This window comes from Kaistella sp. SH40-3 (genome assembly GCF_030686865.1).
In the GTDB taxonomy this organism is placed as follows: Bacteria; Bacteroidota; Bacteroidia; order Flavobacteriales; family Weeksellaceae; genus Kaistella.
Genome location: NZ_JAQYUS010000003.1, coordinates 45,935 through 69,881 on the forward strand (window position 1 = coordinate 45,935; position 23,947 = coordinate 69,881).

General features: G+C 35.4%; 23 protein-coding genes. 14 read left to right on the plus strand and 9 right to left on the minus strand.

Annotation, left to right across the window (positions count from 1 at the left end; all coding sequences use genetic code 11):
* Positions 1-69: 69 nt before the first annotated feature.
* Together PUH65_RS06120 and PUH65_RS06125 are read left to right on the plus strand one after the other, a co-directional pair.
* Positions 70-441 (plus strand): hypothetical protein, encoded by a 372-nt coding sequence (locus PUH65_RS06120; RefSeq protein WP_305518956.1) that lies wholly within the window; start codon positions 70-72, stop codon positions 439-441.
* Entirely contained in the window at positions 438-926 is a 489-nt protein-coding gene (locus PUH65_RS06125) for a hypothetical protein (RefSeq protein WP_305518957.1), read from the plus strand. Before PUH65_RS06120 ends, PUH65_RS06125 begins: the two co-directional genes overlap by 4 nt.
* A 34-nt stretch (positions 927-960) precedes the next feature.
* On the opposite strand, the gene mazG is transcribed toward PUH65_RS06125, so the two are convergent.
* The 4 genes from mazG to ruvX form a co-directional block, all read right to left on the minus strand.
* On the minus strand, positions 961-1,728 hold the full coding sequence (gene mazG, locus PUH65_RS06130) for a nucleoside triphosphate pyrophosphohydrolase (protein WP_305518958.1): 768 nt from the start codon (positions 1,726-1,728) through the stop codon (positions 961-963).
* Between the two features lie 114 nt (positions 1,729-1,842).
* Entirely contained in the window at positions 1,843-2,391 is a 549-nt protein-coding gene (locus PUH65_RS06135) for a DUF5606 domain-containing protein (RefSeq protein WP_305518959.1), read from the minus strand.
* Between the two features lie 55 nt (positions 2,392-2,446).
* Positions 2,447-3,019 carry a peptide deformylase gene (def, locus tag PUH65_RS06140; protein WP_305518960.1) on the minus strand — a complete coding sequence of 191 codons (573 nt, stop codon included), beginning with the start codon at positions 3,017-3,019 and terminating at the stop codon, positions 2,447-2,449.
* A complete protein-coding gene (ruvX, locus tag PUH65_RS06145) occupies positions 3,016-3,432 on the minus strand; it encodes a Holliday junction resolvase RuvX (protein ID WP_305518961.1) in 417 nt (138 codons plus the stop codon). Before ruvX ends, def begins: the two co-directional genes overlap by 4 nt.
* 237 nt (positions 3,433-3,669) lie before the next feature.
* Here ruvX and PUH65_RS06150 point away from each other — a divergent pair, with 237 nt between their 5' ends.
* Positions 3,670-4,146 (plus strand): histidine phosphatase family protein, encoded by a 477-nt coding sequence (locus PUH65_RS06150; RefSeq protein WP_305518963.1) that lies wholly within the window; start codon positions 3,670-3,672, stop codon positions 4,144-4,146.
* 69 nt (positions 4,147-4,215) lie between these two features.
* Here the strand turns inward: PUH65_RS06150 and PUH65_RS06155 are convergent, their stop codons facing one another.
* Positions 4,216-5,766 (minus strand): serine hydrolase, encoded by a 1,551-nt coding sequence (locus PUH65_RS06155; RefSeq protein WP_305518964.1) that lies wholly within the window; start codon positions 5,764-5,766, stop codon positions 4,216-4,218.
* Positions 5,767-5,940: 174 nt separating this feature from the next.
* Here PUH65_RS06155 and PUH65_RS06160 point away from each other — a divergent pair, with 174 nt between their 5' ends.
* From PUH65_RS06160 to PUH65_RS06205, 10 genes are all read left to right on the plus strand, one after another.
* Positions 5,941-7,083, plus strand: a complete 1,143-nt coding sequence (locus PUH65_RS06160; RefSeq protein WP_305518965.1) for a hybrid sensor histidine kinase/response regulator — start codon at positions 5,941-5,943, stop codon at positions 7,081-7,083.
* Positions 7,073-10,657, plus strand: a complete 3,585-nt coding sequence (locus PUH65_RS06165) for a response regulator (protein ID WP_305518966.1) — start codon at positions 7,073-7,075, stop codon at positions 10,655-10,657. Before PUH65_RS06160 ends, PUH65_RS06165 begins: the two co-directional genes overlap by 11 nt.
* Positions 10,658-10,668: 11 nt before the next feature.
* Entirely contained in the window at positions 10,669-11,043 is a 375-nt protein-coding gene (locus PUH65_RS06170) for a response regulator (RefSeq protein ID WP_305518967.1), read from the plus strand.
* 4 nt (positions 11,044-11,047) lie between these two features.
* Entirely contained in the window at positions 11,048-11,869 is an 822-nt protein-coding gene (locus PUH65_RS06175) for a protein-glutamate O-methyltransferase CheR (protein WP_305518968.1), read from the plus strand.
* Position 11,870: 1 nt separating this feature from the next.
* Positions 11,871-12,431 carry a chemotaxis protein CheB gene (locus tag PUH65_RS06180; protein WP_305518969.1) on the plus strand — a complete coding sequence of 187 codons (561 nt, stop codon included), beginning with the start codon at positions 11,871-11,873 and terminating at the stop codon, positions 12,429-12,431.
* 26 nt (positions 12,432-12,457) lie between these two features.
* A complete protein-coding gene (locus PUH65_RS06185; protein WP_305518970.1) occupies positions 12,458-12,820 on the plus strand; it encodes a response regulator in 363 nt (120 codons plus the stop codon).
* Positions 12,821-12,941: 121 nt separating this feature from the next.
* Positions 12,942-14,300: an orotidine-5'-phosphate decarboxylase gene (gene pyrF, locus PUH65_RS06190; RefSeq protein ID WP_305518971.1), complete on the plus strand. Its 1,359-nt coding sequence runs from the start codon at positions 12,942-12,944 to the stop codon at positions 14,298-14,300.
* Between the two features lie 156 nt (positions 14,301-14,456).
* Positions 14,457-15,383 (plus strand): AEC family transporter, encoded by a 927-nt coding sequence (locus tag PUH65_RS06195; protein WP_305518972.1) that lies wholly within the window; start codon positions 14,457-14,459, stop codon positions 15,381-15,383.
* 156 nt (positions 15,384-15,539) lie between these two features.
* On the plus strand, positions 15,540-16,244 hold the full coding sequence (locus tag PUH65_RS06200; RefSeq protein ID WP_305518973.1) for a DsbA family protein: 705 nt from the start codon (positions 15,540-15,542) through the stop codon (positions 16,242-16,244).
* Between the two features lie 119 nt (positions 16,245-16,363).
* Complete coding sequence (locus tag PUH65_RS06205; protein ID WP_305518974.1) at positions 16,364-16,864, plus strand: GreA/GreB family elongation factor; 501 nt, start codon at positions 16,364-16,366, stop codon at positions 16,862-16,864.
* A gap of 10 nt (positions 16,865-16,874) precedes the next feature.
* Here the strand turns inward: PUH65_RS06205 and PUH65_RS06210 are convergent, their stop codons facing one another.
* Together PUH65_RS06210 and PUH65_RS06215 are read right to left on the minus strand one after the other, a co-directional pair.
* Positions 16,875-18,038: an MFS transporter gene (locus PUH65_RS06210; RefSeq protein ID WP_305518975.1), complete on the minus strand. Its 1,164-nt coding sequence runs from the start codon at positions 18,036-18,038 to the stop codon at positions 16,875-16,877.
* 139 nt (positions 18,039-18,177) lie between these two features.
* Positions 18,178-19,023 carry a DUF4846 domain-containing protein gene (locus PUH65_RS06215; RefSeq protein WP_305518976.1) on the minus strand — a complete coding sequence of 282 codons (846 nt, stop codon included), beginning with the start codon at positions 19,021-19,023 and terminating at the stop codon, positions 18,178-18,180.
* A gap of 105 nt (positions 19,024-19,128) precedes the next feature.
* Here PUH65_RS06215 and PUH65_RS06220 point away from each other — a divergent pair, with 105 nt between their 5' ends.
* Complete coding sequence (locus PUH65_RS06220) at positions 19,129-21,945, plus strand: aminopeptidase (protein WP_305518977.1); 2,817 nt, start codon at positions 19,129-19,131, stop codon at positions 21,943-21,945.
* Positions 21,946-22,136: 191 nt separating this feature from the next.
* Here PUH65_RS06220 and PUH65_RS06225 read toward each other — a convergent pair whose 3' ends face one another.
* Complete coding sequence (locus PUH65_RS06225) at positions 22,137-22,904, minus strand: T9SS type A sorting domain-containing protein (protein ID WP_305518978.1); 768 nt, start codon at positions 22,902-22,904, stop codon at positions 22,137-22,139.
* Between the two features lie 144 nt (positions 22,905-23,048).
* A complete protein-coding gene (locus PUH65_RS06230) occupies positions 23,049-23,789 on the minus strand; it encodes a T9SS type A sorting domain-containing protein (RefSeq protein WP_305518979.1) in 741 nt (246 codons plus the stop codon).
* Positions 23,790-23,947 lie beyond the last annotated feature (158 nt).

Here is a 23,947-nt window from a genome sequence, read left to right on the forward strand (position 1 = left end):
ATTGATTTCTTAATGATTCAAATCATAAGAAAATGTATTTATAAACCTTATCTTTAAATATTTACAAAAATGAAAAAAACAATACTTCTTATCATCCTCGTTCTCTTCGGAGCCGTAACGGTTTTCATGAGCAGTTCGGTGCTTTTCGACTGGTTTGGAATTCGGGCAAAAGAGGGCAATTACGTTCCCGGAATTGTCTGGGCAAATTTTGTTTGTGGAATTCTTTATCTGGTTGCAGCCTACGGAATTTTCCGTAATCAAATATGGGCCAGATTTCCTTTAACAATAGCATTAATCATTTTAATTCTCGCTTATATTGGTTTATTTATTCACATCAATAATGGTGGATTATATGAAACAAAAACTGTCGGAGCCATGGCTTTCCGCATTGGAGTAACCGCACTATTTTTATATGCAACAACAAAAAGTTTTAATAAATGAAAAAGATTATTTTATCAGCCCTGTTGGCCTTAGCAATCGTAATTTCTTGTGATAAAAAACAAGAATCAAAAACGGAACTCTCAACGACAGAAGAAATTGCGGCAGAAGGGCACTCAGATCATGATGCTGCAGAAAAATCAGATGAGCATGATGAGTCCGTGAAATTAGAACTCAATAACGGTGCAAAATGGGCGATGAATGCCGAAATGAAACCGTTCATCAATGAAATGGAAAGTCAGGTAAAAGCCTACGATCCGGTAAACGGTGATTTCAAAATGCTGGGCAAAAACCTGAGTGAAACCAATGAAAATTTAATAAAAAGTTGTACCATAAAAGGAACGCCGCACGATGTTTTGCACGCTTGGTTAATGCCGCACATGGAGTTAATCGATGATTTAAAGAAAGCAGAAAATAAAGAAGCGGGAAATAAAATTGTAGAAGAATTAAAAGAATCTATGGAGAAATACCACGAGTATTTTAACTAAATAATTAATAATAAACCTTCAGAAATCTGGCGGTTTATTCATTTTTCTTTGCTTCTTCCCACAATTGATCCATTTGCTCTAAATTCAAATCTGCCAAATTTAGATTTTTATTCAAAGCCAGATTTTCCATTTTCTGGAATCTGTTGATGAATTTGTTATTGGTTCTTTCTAAAGCCGTGTCGGGATTGATGCCGGAAATTCGCGCATAATTAACAAGAGAAAAGAAAACGTCTCCCAATTCCTGCTCCTTTTTATCCAAGTTGGTTTCGGCGTGAAACTCGGTTAATTCTTCTTCTACTTTTTTCCAGGCATCTTCAGCATTGGCAAATTCAAATCCGATTCCTTTTACTTTGTCCTGAATTCTGTAGGCTTTAATCAAACTCGGAGTTCCTTTCGTCACGCCGGAAAGAATCGATTTATTACCTTCCTTTAATTTCAGTTGCTCCCAATTTTGCTTAACCTCTTCTTCATCTTTCACCTCAACATCACCATAAATATGTGGATGGCGGAAAATTAATTTTTCATTTAAAGAATTGATGACATCGGCAATATCAAAACTTCCTTTTTCGGACCCAATTTTCGCATAGAAAACCAGATGCAGTAAAACGTCGCCTAATTCTTTTTTAATCTCCTGTAAATCTTCTTCCAGCAAAGCATCTGAAAGCTCATACACTTCTTCCAAAGTTAAATGCCGAAGGGTTTGCAAAGTCTGTTTCTGGTCCCACGGGCATTTTTCCCGCAGATCATTCATAATGTCGAGTAAACGGTTGAAAGCATCGAGTTGTTCTTGTCTGGAGTTCATAGATTGTTAGGTGTTTGATGTTTGACGATGGAAGCGAAATGCAAATTTAGTTGAAATAAAAAACCTTGTCAATCTTTTAAATTTGACAAGGTAATTTTATAAGAGAATAGGAATTTATCCCATTTTTCTATGCGTACTTTTCGGTGCCGATTTCGCAGCAGTCGATGCTTTTGCTTTTGGAGTCGTTGTTTTTTCTTTTTTCGGAGCAGTTTTTTTAGCGTCTTTCGTATCTACAATTGCAGGTTCTTCTTCCGTTATTTCTTCTGTTTTTACAAAACTTTCTGGCGTTATATAACCAGCTTTGTGAAGGATATTATACCATTGCGCCAATTTTTTGATATCAGAAACATATACCCTTTCATGATCATAATCAGGTAAAGATTTTGTCATAAATTCTCTCAATTCTGCATCAGTTGATTTGTGCGAAACCGTTTCTTTATAATCACTGTTTTTAGCAACATTTTCAAAAACCTGAAACAAAGGAACCTCCTTGTCAAAAGTAAACATCGCGATATTATCAAGTAAACTCACCTGTGAAGAATTAGAAATACTAACTTTTTTCTTTGTTAATACATCTTCGATGATGAAACCATTTTTCAACTGTGAAATCAATTTGTAAAGACCTGGTTTCCCAGAAATTGAAATTATCTTTTCTAACTGCATTTTTTTATTGTTTGTTTGAATTTAATATAATTTTATACTCCAAATTGAATTGGATTTATTTCGGAAATCTCATTTTGTAATTCACAGAAACATCTCCCTGTGAAATTTTCATTAATTTTCCTTTGACTAATTTTTTCTTTAATGAACTTAAGTGATCAGTAAATAAAACCCCTTCGATGTGATCATATTCATGCTGAATCACTCTGGCTCGAATATCGGAAAAAGTGTCGGTATGTTTAACGAAATTTTCGTCATAATATTCGATGAGAATGGTTTCTTTTCTTTTCACATCTTCGCGAACATCGGGAATCGACAAACAACCTTCGTTGAATTTCCATTCTTCACCAGACTCTTCTAAAATTTTCGCATTGATGAAAACCTTTTTAAAATCTTTTAATTCGTCTGCGATATCAGCATAATCTTCATCTTCGGCCAAAGGGGAAACATCAACTACAAATAATCGAATATCCAAACCCACTTGTGGTGCTGCTAAACCAATACCATTCGCGCTGTGCATGGTTTCAAATAAATTATCAACCAAGGTTTTCAACTCAGGATAATCTTTATCGATTTCGTGGCAATGTTTTCTTAAAATAGCATCTCCAAATGCTCTAATCGGTAATATCATTTTTGTTTTTGCTCTAAATAATTTTGCAATATGAGCGTTGCGCTCACTTTATCAATCAATCCTTTTTCTTCGCGTTTCTTTTTGCTTTTCCCACTTTGGGAGATAAAAAACGAAGCCATCTTGGAGGTAAACCTTTCATCAAAACGGGCTACTTCCACCGTTGGAAATTCGGATTTGAATTTTTCTATAAACTTTAAAATATGAACTTCCACTTCATTTAAATTTCCTTTTAAATCAGTCGGAAGCCCTATTACAATCTGCTCTACTTTATTCTCACTAAAATATTTTTTTAAAAAAGGAAAAATATCTTTATTGGGAACAGTATCCAAACCACTCGCAATGATTTGCATATCATCGGTGACTGCAATACCGCACCGCGCTTTTCCATAATCAATTGCTAAAATCTGTGACATCGTTTGCAAATTTAATAAAATTTTGTTGAAATGATTTTGAGTGGGAATATATTTTCATTTCATTACATAAGAAAAAATTATAGCCTTATTAAACACCTCTATTTTTCTTCAAATACATTCTCTAGATTTCGGGATTGCAGATAAAAGTTTTGTCTAAATGATTTTAAGCAGTTTTCTATTTTTTTGCAAGGTGGTTAATAAAATAATTTATAATTTTAATGTTTTAAAGATTTCAGCATGAAAACATTAATTCTCGTAAGACACGCAAAAAGCGACTGGCCAGAAAACACCGATGACTTCGATCGACCTCTTGCTGAAAAAGGCCTACACGATGCGGAAAAAATGTCTCACTTTTTAAAAGAAAAAAATATCGAAATCGAAAAATTCTTTTCGAGTCCTGCATTACGTGCGCTTTCTACGTGTGAAATTTTCAATAAAGAATATCAAATAGAAATCGAAACGATTCAAAAGTTGTACAATGCCTCTGATACAAATTTTGAAAATATTACTGTGGGTTTAGATGATGAGTTAAATTCGGTGGCTATGTTTTCTCACAACAACGGAATCTCTAATTTCGCAAATAGCATGTCCGATGATATGTTTATGTTCCCAACGTGCGGTGTTGCTGGTTTTGAAATCGACTGTGATTCTTGGTCAGATTTTCATATCGCGAATAAAAAATTAATTTTCTTTTATGAACCAAAGAATATTTAAATTTTATATCTATAAAAAAATCCTCACTAAATTAAATTGGTGAGGATTTTCATTTTATAATCAATCAAATTATTTCGTTCTCTGCAAATCTAAGTCTGCAAAATCAAAACTGAAATCGGTAACATCTGAAATTGGTTTTAATTTCATGCCTTCTGCTTTTCCGTTTTCATTTAAATTAAAATTTACAAAAGCGTCTGCATCATAACTTCTGTCATCCCATTTTGCAATCATTACATTGGGTGAATAAGGCAACAACTCCCCTTTTAACCTCGGAGAATTTTTGCAGAAAATACGCAAACTATTTCCTTCTTTAGAAATCGTAACATCTCCAAACCATGGATCAGTATAAGTTCCTACAATTTGTTCTGTTTTAATCTGGCTGTTTTTATCTTTTTTAAAGGCCTCAGATTTTGCGAATATTTCCTTTTTTTCTTTTGCATATTCCGCATTTACTTTCATCATTCTGTCGCCATACGTTTTAAGCCAGTTTCTATCGGCAACTCCTAAGTAAGAATCTTTTATGGTATTGGTAATTGCGCTAAATGCTGCTCCACTCTGTTGATTGGTCAAAACTACAATTCCTAATTTCATATCCGGAATTAAAGTGAATTGCGTTACTGTACCAATTAATCCACCAGTATGATAAACTTGTTTGTGACCCTTTACATCCGTAATAAACCAACCAAGACCATAACCATTAAAATTAGTGTCATACGGGTTTTTTAAGGCAACTGGTGTGGAGATCTGAAGATTCCACAATTGCTGAATCTGTTTATCGGTTACGAGTTTCTTACCATCTTTGGTTGTAAAACCATTTATTAAAAATTCTGCCCAAGTGTTCATGTCTTTAATGTTACTCATGATTCCACCGGCAGCATTTCCAGTTTCATTCCAGTCGTGAGGGACAGCAACTACTTTCCCATCAACCGGCGCGTGAGCATCGATGATGTTGGGAACGTTGGCAGCTTTTGCACGGTTATAACTGCCATAACTTGAAGTCATGCCAACGGGTTTCAAAATTCGTTGTTCGATGAATTCTGCCCAACTTAAACCAGAAACCCTATGAATAACTTCTCCAGCAACGATAAACATTACATTATTATATTCCAAAGTGGTACGGAATGAATGGTTGGGTTTCAAGTATCTTATATTATAAACAATATCATTAACAGTTAATGGTCCGCCTTCTGGGAAAAACATCAAATCACCTTGACCTAAACCAAGACCAGCACGGTGTGTAATTAAATCTTTGATGGTTACTTCCTGAGAAACGTACGCATCATTCATTTGAAATTCGGGAATATATTTCGAAACTTTATCATCGAATTTCAATTTTCCCTCATCTGCCAACATTGCTAAAGCGGTCGCCGTAAAACCTTTAGAATTTGAGGCGATTCCAACCAAAGTTTCATCGGTCATTTTTTGATTTGAGGTAAGTGATCTTACGCCAAACCCTTTTGAATAAATTACTTTTCCATCTTTAATAATTCCTACTGACATTCCGGGAACATCAAAAGTTTTTAAAGTATTCTGAATAAGTTCGTCGAGTTTCTTTTCTTCAATCTGCGAAAAAGCAAAGAATGAAATAAGGATTAAAAAAAATGAGAATTTTGTTTTCATTGAAATTTTGATTTGCACGAAGATAGAAAATTTAAAAAAGATTTCCTCATACTTGATTTAAAAGAGCCGAAATTTTCACCGTAAAATAGAGATAAACAGACCTTTCTAATTATTGCGAGAATGATCAAAATTATTATATTTGTTATCTTTTGTGCTTAAATTTAAATATACCGAATGATTTTAATTGTAGATGATTCTCCAGAAAACATTATTTCTCTAAAAAAAGTTCTCGAAAAAAACGATTTCGAGGTTGATACTGCAGCATCCGGAGAGGAAGCCTTAAAAAAAATTCTGAAGAAGTCTTACGTTTTAATCATCTTAGATGTTCAGATGCCGGGCATGGATGGTTTTGAAGTTGCAGAAGCAATTTCGGGCTACAGCAAAGCCAAAGAAACTGCGATTATTTTCCTTTCTGCCGCCACTGCCAACGTAAAATTGATTACACGTGGTTATTCTTCTGGTGGTCTCGATTATATCAGTAAACCGGTTGATATGAATATTCTACTTTTAAAAGTAAAAACATTTTACCGAATTTACGAACAAAGCCGTGCATTAAATGAAATGCAAATGGCCTTGCGCGAAGAAATTGAGTTCCGGAAAGAAGCCGAAAGAAAAAAAGACGAATTCATAAGTATTGCAAGCCATGAACTGAAAACTCCGATGACCAGTATTAAAGGTTACATACAATTGCTGGAAAGAAGTCTGGATAAAGACGACAAAGAGACCATTCGAAAACGTCTGCATAAGGTTCAAAATCAGATTGATAAATTAAATATTCTTATCGCTGATCTTTTGGATATTTCTAAAATTGAAAGCGGTAAACTCAAGTTCAACAAAAAACATTTTCAGTTTGATGATTTGCTCGATCATCTTATTGAGATTATGCAGCAATCAAACCCTCAAGTCAAAATTTTAAAAAACGCAAACGTTAATGGAACTATTTTTGGAGATGAGATGCGATTAGAACAAGTGATCATAAATTTCATCACCAATGCGATTAAATATGGTCCCGATGGTAAAGAAATTCAAATCACATCTGAAATTCGTGGCAATGAAGTTTATTTTTCTGTTCGAGATTACGGAATCGGAATGTCGAATGAACATTTGCAAAAGGTTTTCGATAAATTTTATCGGATTGAGGAAACCTCTGAACGTTTTCAGGGATTGGGAATCGGATTGTATATCTGCAAGGAAATTATAGAACGTCACCACGGAGAAATTGGTGTAGATAGTACAATTGGAGAAGGTTCCGAGTTTTATTTTAAAATACCACTAAATCCTAAAGAGGGAAAAAACAAAAAACAATATGACATTTAAAAGAAATTTACTCTTTGGATTAGGAATAGCTCTCGTTCTTTTATTTATAAGTTCTTTAGCATCCTACCTCAGCATAAAAAATCTGATCAACAACTCACAGATGGTGCACAACAGCAACCGCATCATTAAAGATTTGGATCATGTTTTCTCTTTGGTAAAAGATGCCGAAACCGGACAGCGCGGATACCTTTTAACGAATGACGAAGTATTCCTGGAACCTTATAAAAAAGCAAAGGAAGACATTTCGGGAGTGATAAATCAATTGTCATCTGAGATGACCAATACCGATAGTCAAAATAAGAATTTCGAAAAATTAAAGGAAAACATTGACGCAAGGTTAGAAATATTGGACCATAACCTCTTTGAGAAGAAAAAAAACAATATTGTAACCACGGAGCAATTATTATCGGGTAAAAAGCATATGGATGAAATCCGTACTTCGATTGCCAATATGCAAAACGAAGAAAAAGCCATCCTGAAAGATCGTACAGAAAATGTGGACGAACTCGCTTCTTACACGCCTTTGCTTATTATTCTTTCATCGCTTCTCGCAATAATCATTACACTCGTTTTTTTCCGAAAAGTCTCTGAAGATTACAATGAGAAAAATAAACTGACGGAGAAACTGGAACTCAAAAATGCTGAAACCGAAAACCGTCTGATAGCCATTGAAAATGTCGCCGCACAGATTTCCGGCGGAGATTATAATATTCTTCAAAATCAACAGGTGAAAGATGGCCTGGGCTCTGTAGCAGAACCGCTGAATAAAATGGCAGCAGCCCTTCAGAACTCTTTTAAGTCTTTAGAAGAAAAAGAATGGATGAGTTCTGCAATCGCAGAGTTAAATCAACGTACCATCGGCGAAAAGAGCATGGAAATATTGGCTCGCGAAATTTTAGAAAACATCATCGATCATACCAAAAGCAGTGTTGGTGTAATTTATCTGCAAGATGACAGCAATCATCTTCAACTTATAGAGAGTTATGCGCTAGACGTTAGTTCCCTTAAAAAAACCTTAAAGGTTGGCCAGGGAATTGTGGGTGAAGCTTTCCGCTCGGCGAAAGAAATAAGCATTCAAAACATAGTAAATGATGAATCAACCATTACTTACGCCTCTGGAAATACACGGCCAAAGCACATCATTGCGTTCCCTATTACAAGATATAATATTCCACTGGGTGTTATTGAGTTAGGAACAACTGGAACTTATTCACAATTGCAACTAGAATTCCTACAGGCGGTTGCCAGTATTATCGGTTTAACTTTTTATGGAGCCCAAAGCAGAATTAAAATGCAGGAACTTCTGGAGGAAACACAGGCACAATCAGAAGAACTGCAAACTCAGCATTCAGAATTGGAAAACATCAATGCTGAACTGGAAGCACAGTCACAAAAATTATTGGCTTCGGAGGAAGAATTACGAGTGCAGCAAGAAGAATTAATGCAAAGCAACCAGGAATTAGAAGAAAGAACCGGTTTACTGGAAGAAAAAAATGCACTAATCGAACAACACAACATTGAGATTCAACAAAAATCCCTTGAACTTGAACAAAGTACCAAATACAAATCTGAGTTTCTGGCGAATATGTCGCACGAACTGAGAACCCCTTTGAATTCGATCTTACTTCTCTCTAAACTCATGACTGAAAGTGAAGATTTAGATGAACAATATGTTGAATTTGCTTCCGTAATGCAGAGTTCTGGTCAAGGTCTGTTAACATTAATAGATGAAATTTTGGATCTCTCGAAAATAGAATCCGGGAAAATGACTTTGGATCTTAACGAAGTTCCGTTACAAGAAATAACAACTGATATGAAGATGTTATTTAATCCTGTAGCGAAAGACAAAAATCTTGCTTTGAATATAGAAATCGAAGATGAAACATCAACCTTCTTAAAAACTGATAAACTGCGGTTAGAGCAAGTATTGAAAAACCTGCTTTCCAATGCGATCAAATTTACTTCGGAAGGAAGTGTGACCTTGGACGTTTCTAATGACGCTACCAGAGAAAAAATACTTTTTAAAGTTAGTGACACAGGAATTGGAATTCCGAAAGACAAATTAAGAATGGTATTTGAAGCCTTTCAACAAGCAGATGGTTCGACCCAAAGAAAATATGGTGGCACTGGCTTAGGTCTTTCAATAAGTCGTGAACTCTCCCGTTTATTAGGTGGAGAAATAACTTTGGAAAGCACTGAAGGAGAAGGAAGTGTATTTACTTTAACACTTCCAGTTGATGCTGAAGAAACGGTAGTTGAACCAATTAAACCTCAAGTAGAAAAAACGATATACCCTACTATTGAAGTAGAAAAACAGCCGGAACGATTTATTGCAGATCATATTCCACAGCCGATTCAAGATGACCGTGACGATATTCAAGAGGGCGACAAAGTAATATTGATTATTGAAGATGACACCAATTTTGCAAAAATACTGCGAGATTTTTCCCGTACAAAAAATTACAAAGTCATTGTTGCTGTTCGTGGAGACGTCGGTTTAGAAATGGCAGATACTTTCAAACCCCTTGCAATTTTATTAGATATTCAATTGCCGATTATGGATGGTTGGCAAGTGATGGAAGCCTTAAAATCAAACCCAGAAACGAAACCTATTCCAGTCCACATCATGTCATCCATGAAATTTAAACAGGAAAGTTTGTTGAGAGGTGCAGTTGATTTTATTAATAAACCTTTTGCTTTGGAACAAATGCAGGAAGTTTTCACAAAACTTGAAAATGCCTTAAATCGTTCGCCCAAAAAAGTATTAATTGTAGAGGAAAATGAACAACATGCCAAAGCGTTAAGTTACTTTTTAAGTGCGAACAATATCACCACGAATATTGTGAGCAATGTCAGCCAAAGTATTGATTCTCTTCACAACAAAGAAATAGATTGTGTAATTCTGGATATGGGAATGCCTGGTAAAAATGCCTACGATACTTTAGAGACCATTAAACAAAATAAAGGATTAGAGCATCTTCCAATTATTGTATTTACAGGTAAAAGCCTTTCTCAGGGAGAAGAAAGTCGCATCAAAAAATATGCAGATTCTATCGTGGTGAAGACCGCATATTCCTACCAACGTATTTTAGATGAAGCTGGTTTATTCCTTCATCTGGTAGAAGAAAAGCAGAAAAAAAATAAAGATAAACCGGGAGGTTTTGAAAATTTGGGTGAATTAAGAAATATCCTGAAAAACAAAACAGTGCTTCTGGCAGATGATGATGTGCGGAATATCTTTTCGCTTACCAAAGCCCTAGAAATTCAAGGCATGAAAGTAATTCCCGCCATGGACGGTAAAGAAGCTATGAAAATATTAAAAGAAGAAAAATCCAACATTGACATTGTTTTGATGGATATGATGATGCCGGAAATGGACGGGTACGAAACCATCCGCGAAATCAGATCTTCCTCCCAATTTAAAAATTTACCTGTTTTAGCAGTAACTTCAAAAGCCATGATGGGTGATCGCGAAAAATGTATCGCAGTTGGTGCCTCAGATTATATTTCAAAACCTGTAGATATTGACCAGTTGGTTTCCTTACTGAGAGTTTGGTTATACGACAAAATTTAAAATTTGAGTTTATGAAAAACGCAAAAGAAATTCTCATCATCGATGATGACAGCAAAAACATATTTGCTTTAAGCGCGGTTTTAAAAGCAAAAAAATTCCAGTGCGTATCAGCGATTAGTGCAGGACAAGGCTTACAGATGCTGTCATCTAATAAAAACATCGGTGTGGTTTTAATGGATATGATGATGCCGGAAATGGATGGCTATGAAGCAATTGGCAAAATAAAAAACGATGAACATTTGAAAAACATTCCCGTTATCGCAATTACGGCGCAAGCCATGACTGGAGATCGCGAAAAATGTATAGAAGCAGGTGCTGACGGATATATTTCTAAGCCTGTAGATGTAAATGAACTGCTTTTACTACTCAACCAATTAATCGACTAAAAAAGTGAATTCCACCGAAAATAATGATGAACTGGTTGAAACCCTTCTTTCGGATGTGCTCGAAGTATACGGTTATGATTTCACTGGTTATTCCCGAGCATCGCTGAAACGCAGAATTATCCGACTTTACGAGATGGATGGTTTTGTGAGTTTTGCGGAATACAGATATAAAATCCGCACAGACCCTGGATTTTTTAAACGTTTCCTGGAGCAAATCACCATCAACGTTACGGAGATGTTCCGAGATCCAGAATTTTACCGCGTTCTAAGAAGTGACATTCTGCCACGCTTGGGAACCTATCCTTTTATCAGGATTTGGGTTGCCGGTTGCAGTACGGGTGAAGAAGCGTATTCGGTCGCCATCTTTTTAAAAGAACTCAATCTTCTTCACAAATCGCTCATCTACGCAACCGACATTAACAGTGCAGTTTTAGAAAATGCTGCGCACTCACTAATTCCATTAAGTAAAATAAAACTTTACACCGAAAATTATATTGCTGCAGGCGGAAGCGAACAGTTTTCTGATTATTACACGGCCAATTATTCTTTGGGAAAATTGAATGATGAACTTAAATCAAAGATTATATTTTCTACTCATAATTTAGTTTCAGATAATTCTTTTAATGAATTTCAATTGATATTGTGTCGGAATGTTATTATTTATTTTGACCGGGAACTCCAGACAAAAGTCTTCGAATTATTTGATAACAGTTTGGATAAGTTTGGTTATCTTGCTTTGGGGACAAAGGAAACCTTAGACTTTTCAACGGTTTCTAAAAACTTCGAAAGATTAAATACCGGAAAAATCTGGCGTAAAATTCAGTAATATGAACAATTGTAAAGCTTTGATTATCGGTGGTTCAGCGGGCAGTTTAGATGTACTTCTAAAACTTTTGCCAGATATTGATTCTTCACTTCACTTTCCGATAATCATCGTTCTGCATCGCAAATCTGGAAAAGAAAGTCTCCTGACCGATCTGTTAAGCAATAAAACAACAATGCGCGTAAAAGAAATTGAGGAAAAAGAAGAAATAAAGCCAGCCGTCATTTATCTGGCGCCACCAAACTATCATCTGCTTCTTGAAAAAAATGAAACCTTTTCTCTCGATGCGTCCGAGAAAATAAATTTCTCCCGGCCTTCCATCGATGTTACTTTTGAGAGCGCTGCCGAAGTTTATAGGGAAAATCTCGTATGTTTGCTTTTATCTGGTGCCAATAGTGACGGAACAAAAGGTTTACAAAAAGTTAAAAAAAAAGGTGGTCGCGCAATCATTCAAAATCCTGATTCTGCCATTGTACCTTTTATGCCGGAATACGCTTTGGATCATTTAGAAATCGATGCCGTTCTTGATTTAAAAGACATGGCTCAGTATATTAATCAACTATAAAATTAACCGAAAATACATTTAGAGCAGTGAATAAAAAAATATTTATTTTTGATGACAATCTGGAAATCCTGGAATTGTGCACCGAAATTTTAGAAGATCTGGGATGTGAAGTAAAAACCTCGCCCACCACCAATAATGTGGAGCAACAGGTAAATGAATTTATGCCTGATCTTATTTTTATGGATAATTGGCTGCCCGACATTAGTGGAATTGAAGCCACGAGAATGATTAAAGCCAATGACGATTTAAAAAACATTCCCGTGATTTATTTTTCAGCCAACAGCAATATTAGTGAACTGGCCCAGGAGGCCCAAGCCGATGATTTTCTGGCGAAACCATTTGATCTTGATAATTTCGAAGATATTGTACAGAAATATATTAAAGAATAAATTGATATTTTAAAAATTCAAAAAAATTCTCATATTCACTTTCCTTTTTCCCTTTTTTAACCCTTCATCATTAGTTAAAATTTACTTGAAAACATTAACTTTGTGATAAAGTAAAAAGTAAATGGAAACTAAGAAAGAATTTTTTCTGGAGTGTTATAAACTCGGCATCATTAAGTTTGGGCGATTTACCCTGAAATCGGGAATTGAAAGCCCATTTTATGTGGATTTACGTCCGCTCTCTTCTGATCCAAAAATCCTGAAATTACTCGCAAATTATTTATTGGATATGCTTCCATTAGATAATTTCGACTTGATTTGTGGCGTTCCTTACGCAGCACTTCCCATGGCGACCGCAATGTCTCTGGAGAGTTACATCCCATTAATCATTAAAAGAAAAGAAGCCAAACAATACGGTACAAAAAAAATACTGGAAGGTATTTTCACCACTGGTCAAAACTGTCTGTTGGTAGAAGATGTGATTACTTCCGGCGCTTCTTTGTTGGAGACAATTCCGGAAATTGAAAACGAAGGAATAACTGTTTCTGATATCGTGGTTGTTTTGGACCGTCAGCAAGGTGGAAAACAAATTTTAGAAAATAAAGGTTTCCGTGTTCATACCCTTTTTACGATTTCTGAAGTTTGTTCTATTTTAAAAGAAGAAGGTCATCTAGTCGATGAGGAAGTACAAAGAATCAACGATTTTCTGGCCGGAAACGTGGTAAAATTCAAAGAAGAGAAAAGAATTTCTTACGAAGATAAACTTAATGTTTGCGATCATTCTGTCGCCCAAAAATTACTGGAAATTGCGATTGAAAAAAAATCAAATCTAATTGTTTCCGCTGATGTCACGACAACTCAGGAACTTTTGGCGTTGGCTGAAAAAGTCGGTCCACACATCGTTGCCCTAAAAACGCACATGGACATCATAATGGATTTTGATCCTGATGGAACCATTTTACCACTGAAAGATTTAGCGACGAAATACAATTTCCTTTTAATGGAAGACCGCAAGTTTGCCGATATAGGAAATACACAGGAATTGCAGTTCTCTTACGGGATGTACAAAATCTCAAACTGGGCAGATTTCGTTACTGCACAGGTAATTGCGGGTTATGATTCACTCGACTGTTTCAGAAATGTGGGCGTAGTTGCGATCTTGGGAATGTCGTCTAAAGGAACATTAACCAATACTGATTACCGCGAAGAAGCGACGAAAATCGCCCTTTCTCATCCGAATGTTTTTGGTGGAGTTTGCCAAAATAAAATTCCAAACGAACTGCTTTTATTTACGCCCGGAATTAATCTGGCCGATGAAGGCGACGGAAAAGGTCAGCAATATAATACGCCGGAACACGCTTTCACCCAACTCGAAACCGATTTTATTATTGTAGGACGTGGAATTTACAAATCTGATGATGCTGAAAAATCTGCTTTAAGTTATAAGATCGCAGGTTGGAATGCGTACGAATCCAGTTTATAAATTACTTTAAATTTCATAAAATATGCTCTCACAGATTAGGCAGATAACGCAGATAAACATTATTGAAAATCTGCAGGATCTACTTAATCTGCGGGAGTTTTTAATTAACTGCTCTTGCTTATTTTTAGATAAAGTCTTCCTTAAATAAATCAAAACTTGTCGAATATCATTTTACTTTTCCTTTGTTTATTTCTGGGATTTTTTCTGCGGAAAACAAAACTGTTCCCCGAAAACGGGCATCTCGCCCTGAATTCTTTTGTGATTAATATTTCACTCTCTGCCTTGTCATTGTATTATATTCCAAAGATTACCCTCAATCTACAGGTGATTTTCCCGGTGATGGTTCCGTGGATTAATGTAGGTTTAGCGATTCTTTTTTTTACTTTTTTAGGCAAGAAAATGAACGGGTCGAAAACACTGATTGGCGCATTAATTATGTGTGCAGGTTTCGGAAATACTTCTTTTGTTGGAATTCCGGTCATACAATCTTTGTACGGCGAAAGTGGTTTGCAAACGGTAATGCTCGTTGATCAACCGGGTTCGTTTGTTGCACTTTCAACTTTGGGAATTACGATTGCCAGTTTTTATTCGGGTGAAAAAGTTGCGATTTCCGAAATCATCAAAAAAATCTTGAAATTTCCGCCTTTTATTGCTTTTTGTGTGGCTGTACTTTTAAATGTACTTGATGTAAATATTCCTTTACAGATTGATGATGTCTTTGCTAAATTAGGAGCGACAACCGTTCCGCTGGCTTTGGTTTCAGTCGGAAGCCAACTGCGCTGGCAGAAATTGGATCATGATGCGAAACCTTTATTCTGGGCACTTTTATTCAAACTTGTTTTATTTCCCGCCGTAATTTTCATTCTTTATTTTTTGATTTTAAAGCAAAGAGGAGAAATGATCGAAGTCGCTTTTTTAGAATCCGCCATGGGACCAATGGTGACGGCGGTAATTATTGCGGCGGCACATAAATTAGAACCCAAACTTTGTAATTTAATTTTGGGTGTCGGAATTCCATTATCATTTGTGACGTTGACTGTCTGGTATTTAATTTTGAAATATTCTGGAATGCTCGGGATCTGATTTCTATAGACTAATTTTTCGCCAAGAATCAACCAATATTCAAAAGCCGATATTGGTGCATTCGTCGCAATAGTTATTGATTTTGTCTCTTCTTATCTTACCTCAAGTACATTCCTTTCTAACTTCCCTATCTTTGTATTTATAAATTTAAAAGTTATGAAAGTAGATATTTGGAGCGACATTCGTTGCCCTTTTTGTTATGTAGGAAAAAAGAATTTTGAAAAAGCGCTGGAACAGTTTCCAGACAAAGATAAAATTGAAGTCACCTGGCATAGTTTTCAACTGGATCCAAACTTAAAAACGCAGCCTGAAAAAAGTTCTTTTGAATATTTTTCAGAAGCAAAAGGAGTTCCTGTTTCGCAGGCAAAAGAAATGTACGAGCACGTTTACAAAGCCGGAAAAGCAGCCGGAATTGATTTTAATTTCGATCACCAAAAAGTGGCCAATTCTTATAGAGCACATCTTTTACTGCAACTGGCAGCCACAAAAAATTTAGCCAACGAAACTGAAGAAGCCTTATTTAAAGCACAGTTAGTCGATGGTAAAAACATTGATGATCAAGCGACTTTAATTGAAATCGGGAAATCGGTTTCTTTAGAAGAAGATGAAATAAAGGCGGCTTTGGAATCAGACGATTTCGGAATGGAGGTAACTCGCGATATGATGATGGCCAGTCAAATGGGAATCAGCGGCGTGCCGTTTTTTGTTATTAATGATAAATACGGAGTTTCAGGCGCACAACCTCCGGCAACATTTTCAGAAGTATTAGAAAGTTCCTGGAAAGAGTTTTCTGCGGGCGATAAAGGTTTGCAAATTATTCACAGCGGAGAAAGTTGTGATGTTGATGGAAATTGTGACTAAAGGTTTTTCTCAAGAAAATTTTACAAACTTCCAAAGTCGCAGATTTTGGAAGTTTTTTTACTTTATAAATAACCAACTCAAGGTCTGGTAATTGCATTAATTCTACTTAAATTTAAATTATGAGCAGAGGATTTGTAAAAGAAGATGATCAGGAAGAAGTTCCGTTGGTTCCACCAAGAGCCGATTTACCGACTGGAACCGAAAATTTCGTCACGCAAAAAGGAATGGATTCTTTACTCAAAGAAAAAGAAGAATTGCTGAGGGAACAGGAAAATTTAGATTCTTCTCAAGAGAAAGAATACCGAATTGCCTTTAATCATCTCAACGCAAAACTCCAGTTATTGAATGAAAGAATTGGGTCTGCAAAAATTGTGAATTCTACAAAACTACCTCAAGATGAAGTTCATTTTGGCGCAACAGTTACCTTTAAAAATGTAGAAAATAATGCGACTCAAACTTTTCAATTGGTTGGTGTGGATGAAGCCAATATTTCGCAAAAGAAAATTTCTTTCATTACGCCTTTAGCAAAAGCATTGATGCATAAGAAAGTAGGCGAACAGGCAATTTTAAATTTGGGTGAAAGGAAAAGTATTTTTGAAATTTTGAAAATAGAATATTAAATCTCTTTACTTAAATCGTCTTCTTATTGGTCAACAATTGAACAATCAAAATAATCCCGGAAAATAACAGACCGACAACTGAAACTCCGGTCCAGCCGAAATAATTCCAGGCGAGTGAACCGAAACTTGTTCCTGCTGCTCCACCAATGAAAAACCCAACCATATAAATGGTATTCACCCGATTTCTGGCTTCTGTGTTTTTTGAAAAGACAATGTTTTGATTCGTGATATGAACGCCTTGCACTCCCAAATCAATCAGAATAACACCGATAATTAATCCAACAATTGAATGAGGAGAAACTAAAAATATCAACCAGGAAACGATAATTAATAGTGTTCCGGCGATGATCAATTTACTTTTTTTAACTCTGTTATTCAACTTTCCAACGACGGTTGCTCCGAGTGCTCCGGCAATTCCGAACAACCCGAATCCGCCGGCAACTGCGCTTCCGTAACCAAAAGAATCTTGCATCAGAAAGACAAAGGTCGTCCAGAACGCGCTTAAACTTCCGAAAGCCAACGCACCACGCAAAGTTGCTAATCGTAAGGTTGGTTCGGTCTTTAAATAAAACCAAAGAGATTTCATCAACTTCGCATAACTCTCTCCAAATTTGGGTTGAATGACAGGTAACTTCGCATTTAATAAAAAGAAAAGCATCGTCATTAAACCGGCTGCTCCAAAGAAAACACTTCGCCAGCCAAAATATTCGCCGACCAAACCGCTCAAAACCCGGCTTCCTAAAATACCGATCAGCAATCCGCTCATCACAATTCCAATCGCCCGTCCGCGACCTTCATCATTGCTGAGATGAGCAACCATTGGTACAAATAATTGCGGCAATGTAGAAGTAAACCCAATTAAAAAACTGCTGAAAATCAATAAAGGCAAAGACTGCGAAAGCGCCGCTCCTAAAAGGGAAAGGACCAGAATTAGAAAATTTAATCTAATGATTTTCAAATTGCTGACTTTATCGCCGAGCGGAATAATAAACAGCAAACCCAACGCATAACCGATCTGCGTAGAAAGCGCAATATTGCTCACCTCCGCATCTTTAACATGAAGACTTAGCGCAATATCGTGTAGCAACGGTTGGTTGTAATATAAATTTGCGACCACCAAACCTGCCGAAACGCTCAGGAGATAGAGTAACGAATTAGGTAATTTATTTTTCATAGAATGTTTTGCAGAAGGATTTTTAAGGGAAGTGCAAAACTAAAACTTCTCTCTAAATAATCACTCTAATTACTTATCGTATTCTTTAATGCAGAAAGATGACTGTATCTATTGCCTTTAATAAAAATTGACAGAACAGTTATCTCAACGCATGAAATCTTTTAATCGAAGTTGGTTTAAAGATATATTTCGCAGTCACTGTTTCCGGCAAATCAACATCCAGTTCATACCACGGCGAAAGTTGCGGATATTTATGATTGACTAAAATATGAATATCCTGTGCTGGCATAAAACTCTCGGCCAATAAGTACAATCTTTTACCTGCTAAATTTCTGGCAACACCTACAATAATCACCGAATGTCCAGGACTTCCGGGTTTAATAATAAAATCTCCTGTTCTGATTGCCAAATTATTTTTAATGGGAATTGATTCACGATCCAGGGAAATTGTTCCCGCATATCTGAAAATGACTTCTAAGTATTTTTGAAAATTTTCATAGGAATCATCGAATTTTTCGGTTTTTACAAAACTCACTTTCTTTTTATCTTCTTTCGTTCTTACTCCATTTTTAAAATCGTTCCAGGAAAAAAATTGACCGCTTGTAAATTCGAATCCAATATCATCAAACCTTTGATTTAGCCATAGATATTCCGCGTAAAGGCGAATCCAGGCATCAGCACATTGTTGCAAATTTTTCTCACCAACATCAATTCGCAAGATCGCAATGTGATTTTTCTGGTTATCAATGGGAATTCCCGTAAAATCTCTAACCGGAAAATTGGGTGGATGAAGTGGAAAGTTATTTAAAAATTCACTGAAACTTCCAGGCTGTTCGTTGACCCAGGAAAAACCTTTTGGTGGTGAAAATCGTGTGCGAATGGTAGATTTAGATGGATCGATGGCCAATGGTCGTGTAGTCTCAATTACTTGGGAAAAAGAATTTAGAAAACAAAACAACATCAGCAAGAGTCCAAATCGTTTCAAATGGCACAATATTTAAAGGTTACTCAAAATTACTTATTATTTCTAAATAGTGAAAAAGAACACTAATTTTTAAAAAACATCGTTATATTTGACCTACGTTTGAAAATGAAAAGATATTCCACTGCCTTCTTCTTTCTTTTAGTTTTTGTTGGGGTTTCTGCTCAGCAGGATACCATTACAATCTCTGCGAAAGTTGCGGAAAACAGCAAACTTGTATCGGTCAATCAAGAAATAATTTACTTTAACAATACAGCACTTCCTTTAAAAAAGATAAAACTTTTGAATTGGGTTTCTGCTTATCAAAAAAGAAACACGCCGTTACTTAAACGCACTCTTCAGAATCGCGAGAGTGAACTTTACTTTGCCAATCCAGAAGAACTTGGCAACACTACCGAACTACAAATTAAAATTAACTCTTCAGACTGGGAATACCTTTCCGGGAATGATGAAAATATTTACTATCCTCTTTATCAGGAATTGAAACCTGGCGAAAGTATAAAGATATTTTTAAAATATAATCTGCATCTACCTGATGAAAAATTTACAACCTATGGAATTGGGGAAAAACAATTTTCTTTAAAATACTTCTTTATTGTTCCAGATGCTTTCGAAGATGAAAATCAAAGTCCGAAATATTATCGGAACATTGAAGAAAATCAAAGTCCCGGAAATTACTGGAAAATTAATTTTGAACTTCCAACTTATTATTTTGCGGATAGTAATCTGGAACGAACTCAGGGCAATTCTTTTGAAGGGAAACTTAATAAAGATCCCGAATTCTTAATTAGTAAAAAAATTAATGATAGAATAACTACTCAAATTGACGGTCAAAAAATTGAAATTGATTTCGGCTATTCTTTAACAGCAACCGAAAAACAAAATCTGGAATTTTATCTTCCACTACAACTTCATTTTATTAAAAATAAAATTGGGAATTTGCCCAATAAAATATTCATCTCAGAAAAATTTAGAAAAGATGAAGATTTCACTGGAATTGATGATCTGAAATTTTGGAAATTTCATTATAAACTTTTCAAAGATTCAGAGCAAACGGATCTTAATTACTTCAGTATTTTATCTAAAGCGATTGTTCAGCGAACCGTAATTTTTAACAAGAGCAATGATCATTGGTTGATGAATGGTTTAAAAACTTATCTGGAAATTCAATATCTCGACCGTTATTATAAAGATCGAAAACTCTTGGGTGATTTACCAGATGAATTCAAGTTTTTTGGTCTGAAACCTTTGAAGATTTTTCAATTGTCAAAATTACAACTGAATGAAAGGTACGGACTTGCCTACCAATACATTGTGGCTCAAAACCTGGATCAGAAAATCAGCGAACCTTTTGAGGATTTAAGTAATTTTAATGCATCTGCAATAAGTCATTTTGAAATGGGCAGTCTCTTTTCATTTATCGCAGAGAAAATGGGTCAAGAAAATTTTGATGATTTTTTAATGCATTATTTCACACAATACTCTGGTAAATCTGTGGATCAAAAAGTATTTCTAGATGAACTTTCCTTGGCTTCAGGATATTCCTCCGACTTTTTAGAACATTTTATTGAGCAGAAAAACCGGGTCAATATTAAATTAAAAAGATACCGAAAACTCGGTGATGATTTTCAGGTGAAAGTCATTAAAAACACGACACAAACGATTCCATTTAAAATTGAAACCGAAGAAAAATCTGGTGGAAAACAGACTTTTTGGTTTGATACCGATGATTCCAAAAAAGTAGTTGATTACAATATTCCACAATCCAATGCGGAAAAAATCGTAATTAACGACAATTATATTTTCCCGGAAATTAATTTTCGCGACAACTATCTATATACCAAAGGTTTTTTCGCCAACACTAAAAAAATTAAACTTAAAGTTTTTAAAGATATTCCAAATCCCGAATATAATGAGATTTACGTAAATCCGCGGTTAAACTTTAATGCTTATGATAAAGTATTATTTGGAATCAACTTTAAAAATGCCTCATTATTTGACCGGAAGCTTCAATATTCTTTTACGCCTTATTTCAGTTCCGGAACTGGTCAATTAGCGGGTTCAGGTGGCGTGGCTTATTCTTTTCAACCCGCGAACAGTTTTTACAGAAGTTTAGATTTTGGCGTTTCTGCCTCGCATTTTCATTATGATTATGATTTAACCTACCGAAAGATTGGAACATTTGTCGGAATTAACTTTGCTAAAGATCCACGGTCTGACATCGGCCGAAGTATTGGATTTTCTTATAATTATTTAGAGAAAGATCTGGATCCGACTAAAATAACCACCGAGTACGGAAAATACAATCTTTGGAACTTAGGTTACGGTTATTCTGACCGAACTTTGATTCACGAAAGATCTATGAATGCGAATTTCCAGTGGATGGAAGATTTTCAGAAAATTTCAACTGAATTATCTTATCGATGGGAATTTGCAGAAGACAAGAAAATCAGCATGCGATTTTTTGGAGGATATTTTATCACCAACAATACCAAGAACAGTCTTTTTAATTACGGAATTTCGCGAGTTTCTAATTATGCTTTTTCTTATGGATTATTAGGACAGAGTGCGACTTCAGGATTATTTGCGCAACAGTTAATTGTTGCTGAAGGCGGTTTTAAATCTTATTTGGGAACGACGGCCAATCAGTGGATTACGGCGGTGAATGTGGATTCTCACGTTTGGCGTTGGTTTAATGTTTACGCCGATGCAGGAGTTTATAAGAACAAAAATAAAAACGCAGAATTTATTTGGGATTCTGGTGTTAAAGTAAAAGTGATTCCAGATTTTCTGGAGGTCTATTTTCCAATTCAAAGTTCGCTGGGCTTCGAACCTTCTTTTAAGGATTATGGACAGAGAATAAGGTTTACTTTGGTATTAAACTTCAATGCGATTACAGGTTATTTTAGAAGAGGTTGGTTCTAATTGAGCTGTAATCGAATGTTTTCTTTGGAAAAAGCAATCTACCGTGTGAATTTCACCATTAAGAAGTCATTAAGCAATTATGATTTCCTACGGACATTTCGATGGTGCCAAACTAAAATGAATTTACTTTTACAGCATAAAAAAAGCGACTCCAAATTGGAGTCGCTTTTTTTATTTGATTGGCAAGAACATTATTTCTTGATAATTTTCTGAGAAACTGCTTTACCGTTTACTGTACCAGATACAAGGTACATTCCTTTTGGTAATTCAGAAACGTTAAGTCTAGAGTTTTCAGTAGCATCAGCAGTTTTAACTACTTGACCATTCATGTTAATTACAGATACTTTAGAAGTTTCTCCGAAGATAATTTCATTAGTAACCACAGTGTTTTTAACAAGATTTGCTTTTGTTGCGTTAACATTACCAACTGCTAATGTTGCAGAACCTTTGATATCATCTACAAATAGTGCATTAGTCGAACTTTTTTGTAGTTTGATAGAAAATGAATTAGCAGTCCATGATACATCAGAAACATCTAATGTAACCGTAATCCAGTCTGCTGCGTTAATGCTTCCAGTATATGAATTAGTTGCAGAAGATTGAAGGGTTATGTTCGAAGAAGTACCTGCAGGTACGTTAAAGAATTTATCACCAGCGTTAAAGGAAATACCACCAGAAACTCCTTTGAATTTTACTGTGATATAATTAATACCACTCGTATTCATGTTTTTGTTAGCGGTCATTACATAAATGTTCTGAGTTGTAGTATTGTCAATGATTTTCAAAGCACCGGTTCCACCTACACCACCATTTACACTTTGTTCCCCAGATTTAAGGGAAAATCCTAAACTTGATTCTAATGTTGGCCAATCATTAAAGTCTGATCCGGCGAACAAATTTGTTTGTGCAGAAGCGAACATTGCTGCAGAAACACCTAAAATTGTAAAGATTTTTTTCATTGTATTGAAATTTAATTGTTTATAATATAATTTTGATATAGCAAATTTACAAAATTGTTTTAAAAAAAAAGATAAAGGTGAGATATATCACATAATAAAGAAGATTACCGTTTCCAGTAATCTTCTTTTAATTTTTTCTAAAAATTACTTTTTGATAATTTTCTGAGAAACTGCTTTTCCGTTTACTGTTGCAGTTACAACGTACATTCCTTTTGCTAAGGTTGCAACGTCTAAAGAAGTGTTCTCATTAACAGATGCAGTTTTAACAACTTGCCCGTTCATGTTTAAGATTTGAACGTCTGCTTTAGTAGCGAACATAATTGCATTTGCAACAACTGTGTTTTTAACTAAGTTTAATTTAGTTGCGGTAACATCAACCACAGCAGTGGTCGCGTTAGCAGTCCAAACAAAATTATCCAAAGTAGTTTGTCCACCAAGTACTTTTACTTCTACAACAACATTTCCTGATTCATTGATGTCAAGACTATAATCATAAATTGTTGCTTGTGCACCACTGCCAGAACCAAATGCTGCAGTCGTGTTTTTAATTACTCCATTTACAGAAACTTGAATACTTCTTGGAGTCCCACCAGTAAAAGCCTTTCTGTATTGAAACTTCAAATTACCGATACCATTTACAAAAGTAATTTTCACAGTACCGTTTGCATTCATTAAAGCACTTGTACCAGTAATATTAAAATTTGCAGGGGTATCTATAATTCTTGCGGTGCTTAAATCCCAAGAGGAAGCTACATCTCCTGTAAAAATAACTGAGCCATATCCAGTTCCAGTAGTTACCGCTTGCGATTCAAAGCCTTCAGTACCCTGTGCATTAATTGTTGCAGCTAAGATTACCGCTGCGAATAAAGAATAGAATTTTTTCATGTTTTAAAAATTTAATTATTAATAATTTCTGAGGCAAAAATACAATCTATTTTATTAATTCGCTAATTTCAACATGAATTATATGTTAAATATGCAACAACAATTTTGAAAAGACTTTTTCGTTACTTTTACACCACTGTTTCTAAAGCGCTTTGATT

Excerpts from the sequence above, each read along its gene's own strand:
- PUH65_RS06200 (WP_305518973.1), top strand. The coding sequence starts at position 15,540 with ATGAAAGTAGATATTTGGAGCGACATTCGTTGCCCTTTTTGTTATGTA.
- PUH65_RS06160 (WP_305518965.1), top strand. The coding sequence starts at position 5,941 with ATGATTTTAATTGTAGATGATTCTCCAGAAAACATTATTTCTCTAAAA.
- PUH65_RS06120 (WP_305518956.1), top strand. The coding sequence starts at position 70 with ATGAAAAAAACAATACTTCTTATCATCCTCGTTCTCTTCGGAGCCGTA.
- def (WP_305518960.1), bottom strand. The coding sequence starts at position 3,019 with ATGATATTACCGATTAGAGCATTTGGAGATGCTATTTTAAGAAAACAT.
- PUH65_RS06150 (WP_305518963.1), top strand. The coding sequence starts at position 3,670 with ATGAAAACATTAATTCTCGTAAGACACGCAAAAAGCGACTGGCCAGAA.
- mazG (WP_305518958.1), bottom strand. The coding sequence starts at position 1,728 with ATGAACTCCAGACAAGAACAACTCGATGCTTTCAACCGTTTACTCGAC.
- PUH65_RS06205 (WP_305518974.1), top strand. The coding sequence starts at position 16,364 with ATGAGCAGAGGATTTGTAAAAGAAGATGATCAGGAAGAAGTTCCGTTG.
- PUH65_RS06230 (WP_305518979.1), bottom strand. The coding sequence starts at position 23,789 with ATGAAAAAATTCTATTCTTTATTCGCAGCGGTAATCTTAGCTGCAACA.
- PUH65_RS06210 (WP_305518975.1), bottom strand. The coding sequence starts at position 18,038 with ATGAAAAATAAATTACCTAATTCGTTACTCTATCTCCTGAGCGTTTCG.
- PUH65_RS06170 (WP_305518967.1), top strand. The coding sequence starts at position 10,669 with ATGAAAAACGCAAAAGAAATTCTCATCATCGATGATGACAGCAAAAAC.
- pyrF (WP_305518971.1), top strand. The coding sequence starts at position 12,942 with ATGGAAACTAAGAAAGAATTTTTTCTGGAGTGTTATAAACTCGGCATC.
- PUH65_RS06225 (WP_305518978.1), bottom strand. The coding sequence starts at position 22,904 with ATGAAAAAAATCTTTACAATTTTAGGTGTTTCTGCAGCAATGTTCGCT.
- PUH65_RS06135 (WP_305518959.1), bottom strand. The coding sequence starts at position 2,391 with ATGCAGTTAGAAAAGATAATTTCAATTTCTGGGAAACCAGGTCTTTAC.
- PUH65_RS06180 (WP_305518969.1), top strand. The coding sequence starts at position 11,871 with ATGAACAATTGTAAAGCTTTGATTATCGGTGGTTCAGCGGGCAGTTTA.
- PUH65_RS06125 (WP_305518957.1), top strand. The coding sequence starts at position 438 with ATGAAAAAGATTATTTTATCAGCCCTGTTGGCCTTAGCAATCGTAATT.
- PUH65_RS06220 (WP_305518977.1), top strand. The coding sequence starts at position 19,129 with ATGAAAAGATATTCCACTGCCTTCTTCTTTCTTTTAGTTTTTGTTGGG.
- PUH65_RS06165 (WP_305518966.1), top strand. The coding sequence starts at position 7,073 with ATGACATTTAAAAGAAATTTACTCTTTGGATTAGGAATAGCTCTCGTT.
- ruvX (WP_305518961.1), bottom strand. The coding sequence starts at position 3,432 with ATGTCACAGATTTTAGCAATTGATTATGGAAAAGCGCGGTGCGGTATT.
- PUH65_RS06155 (WP_305518964.1), bottom strand. The coding sequence starts at position 5,766 with ATGAAAACAAAATTCTCATTTTTTTTAATCCTTATTTCATTCTTTGCT.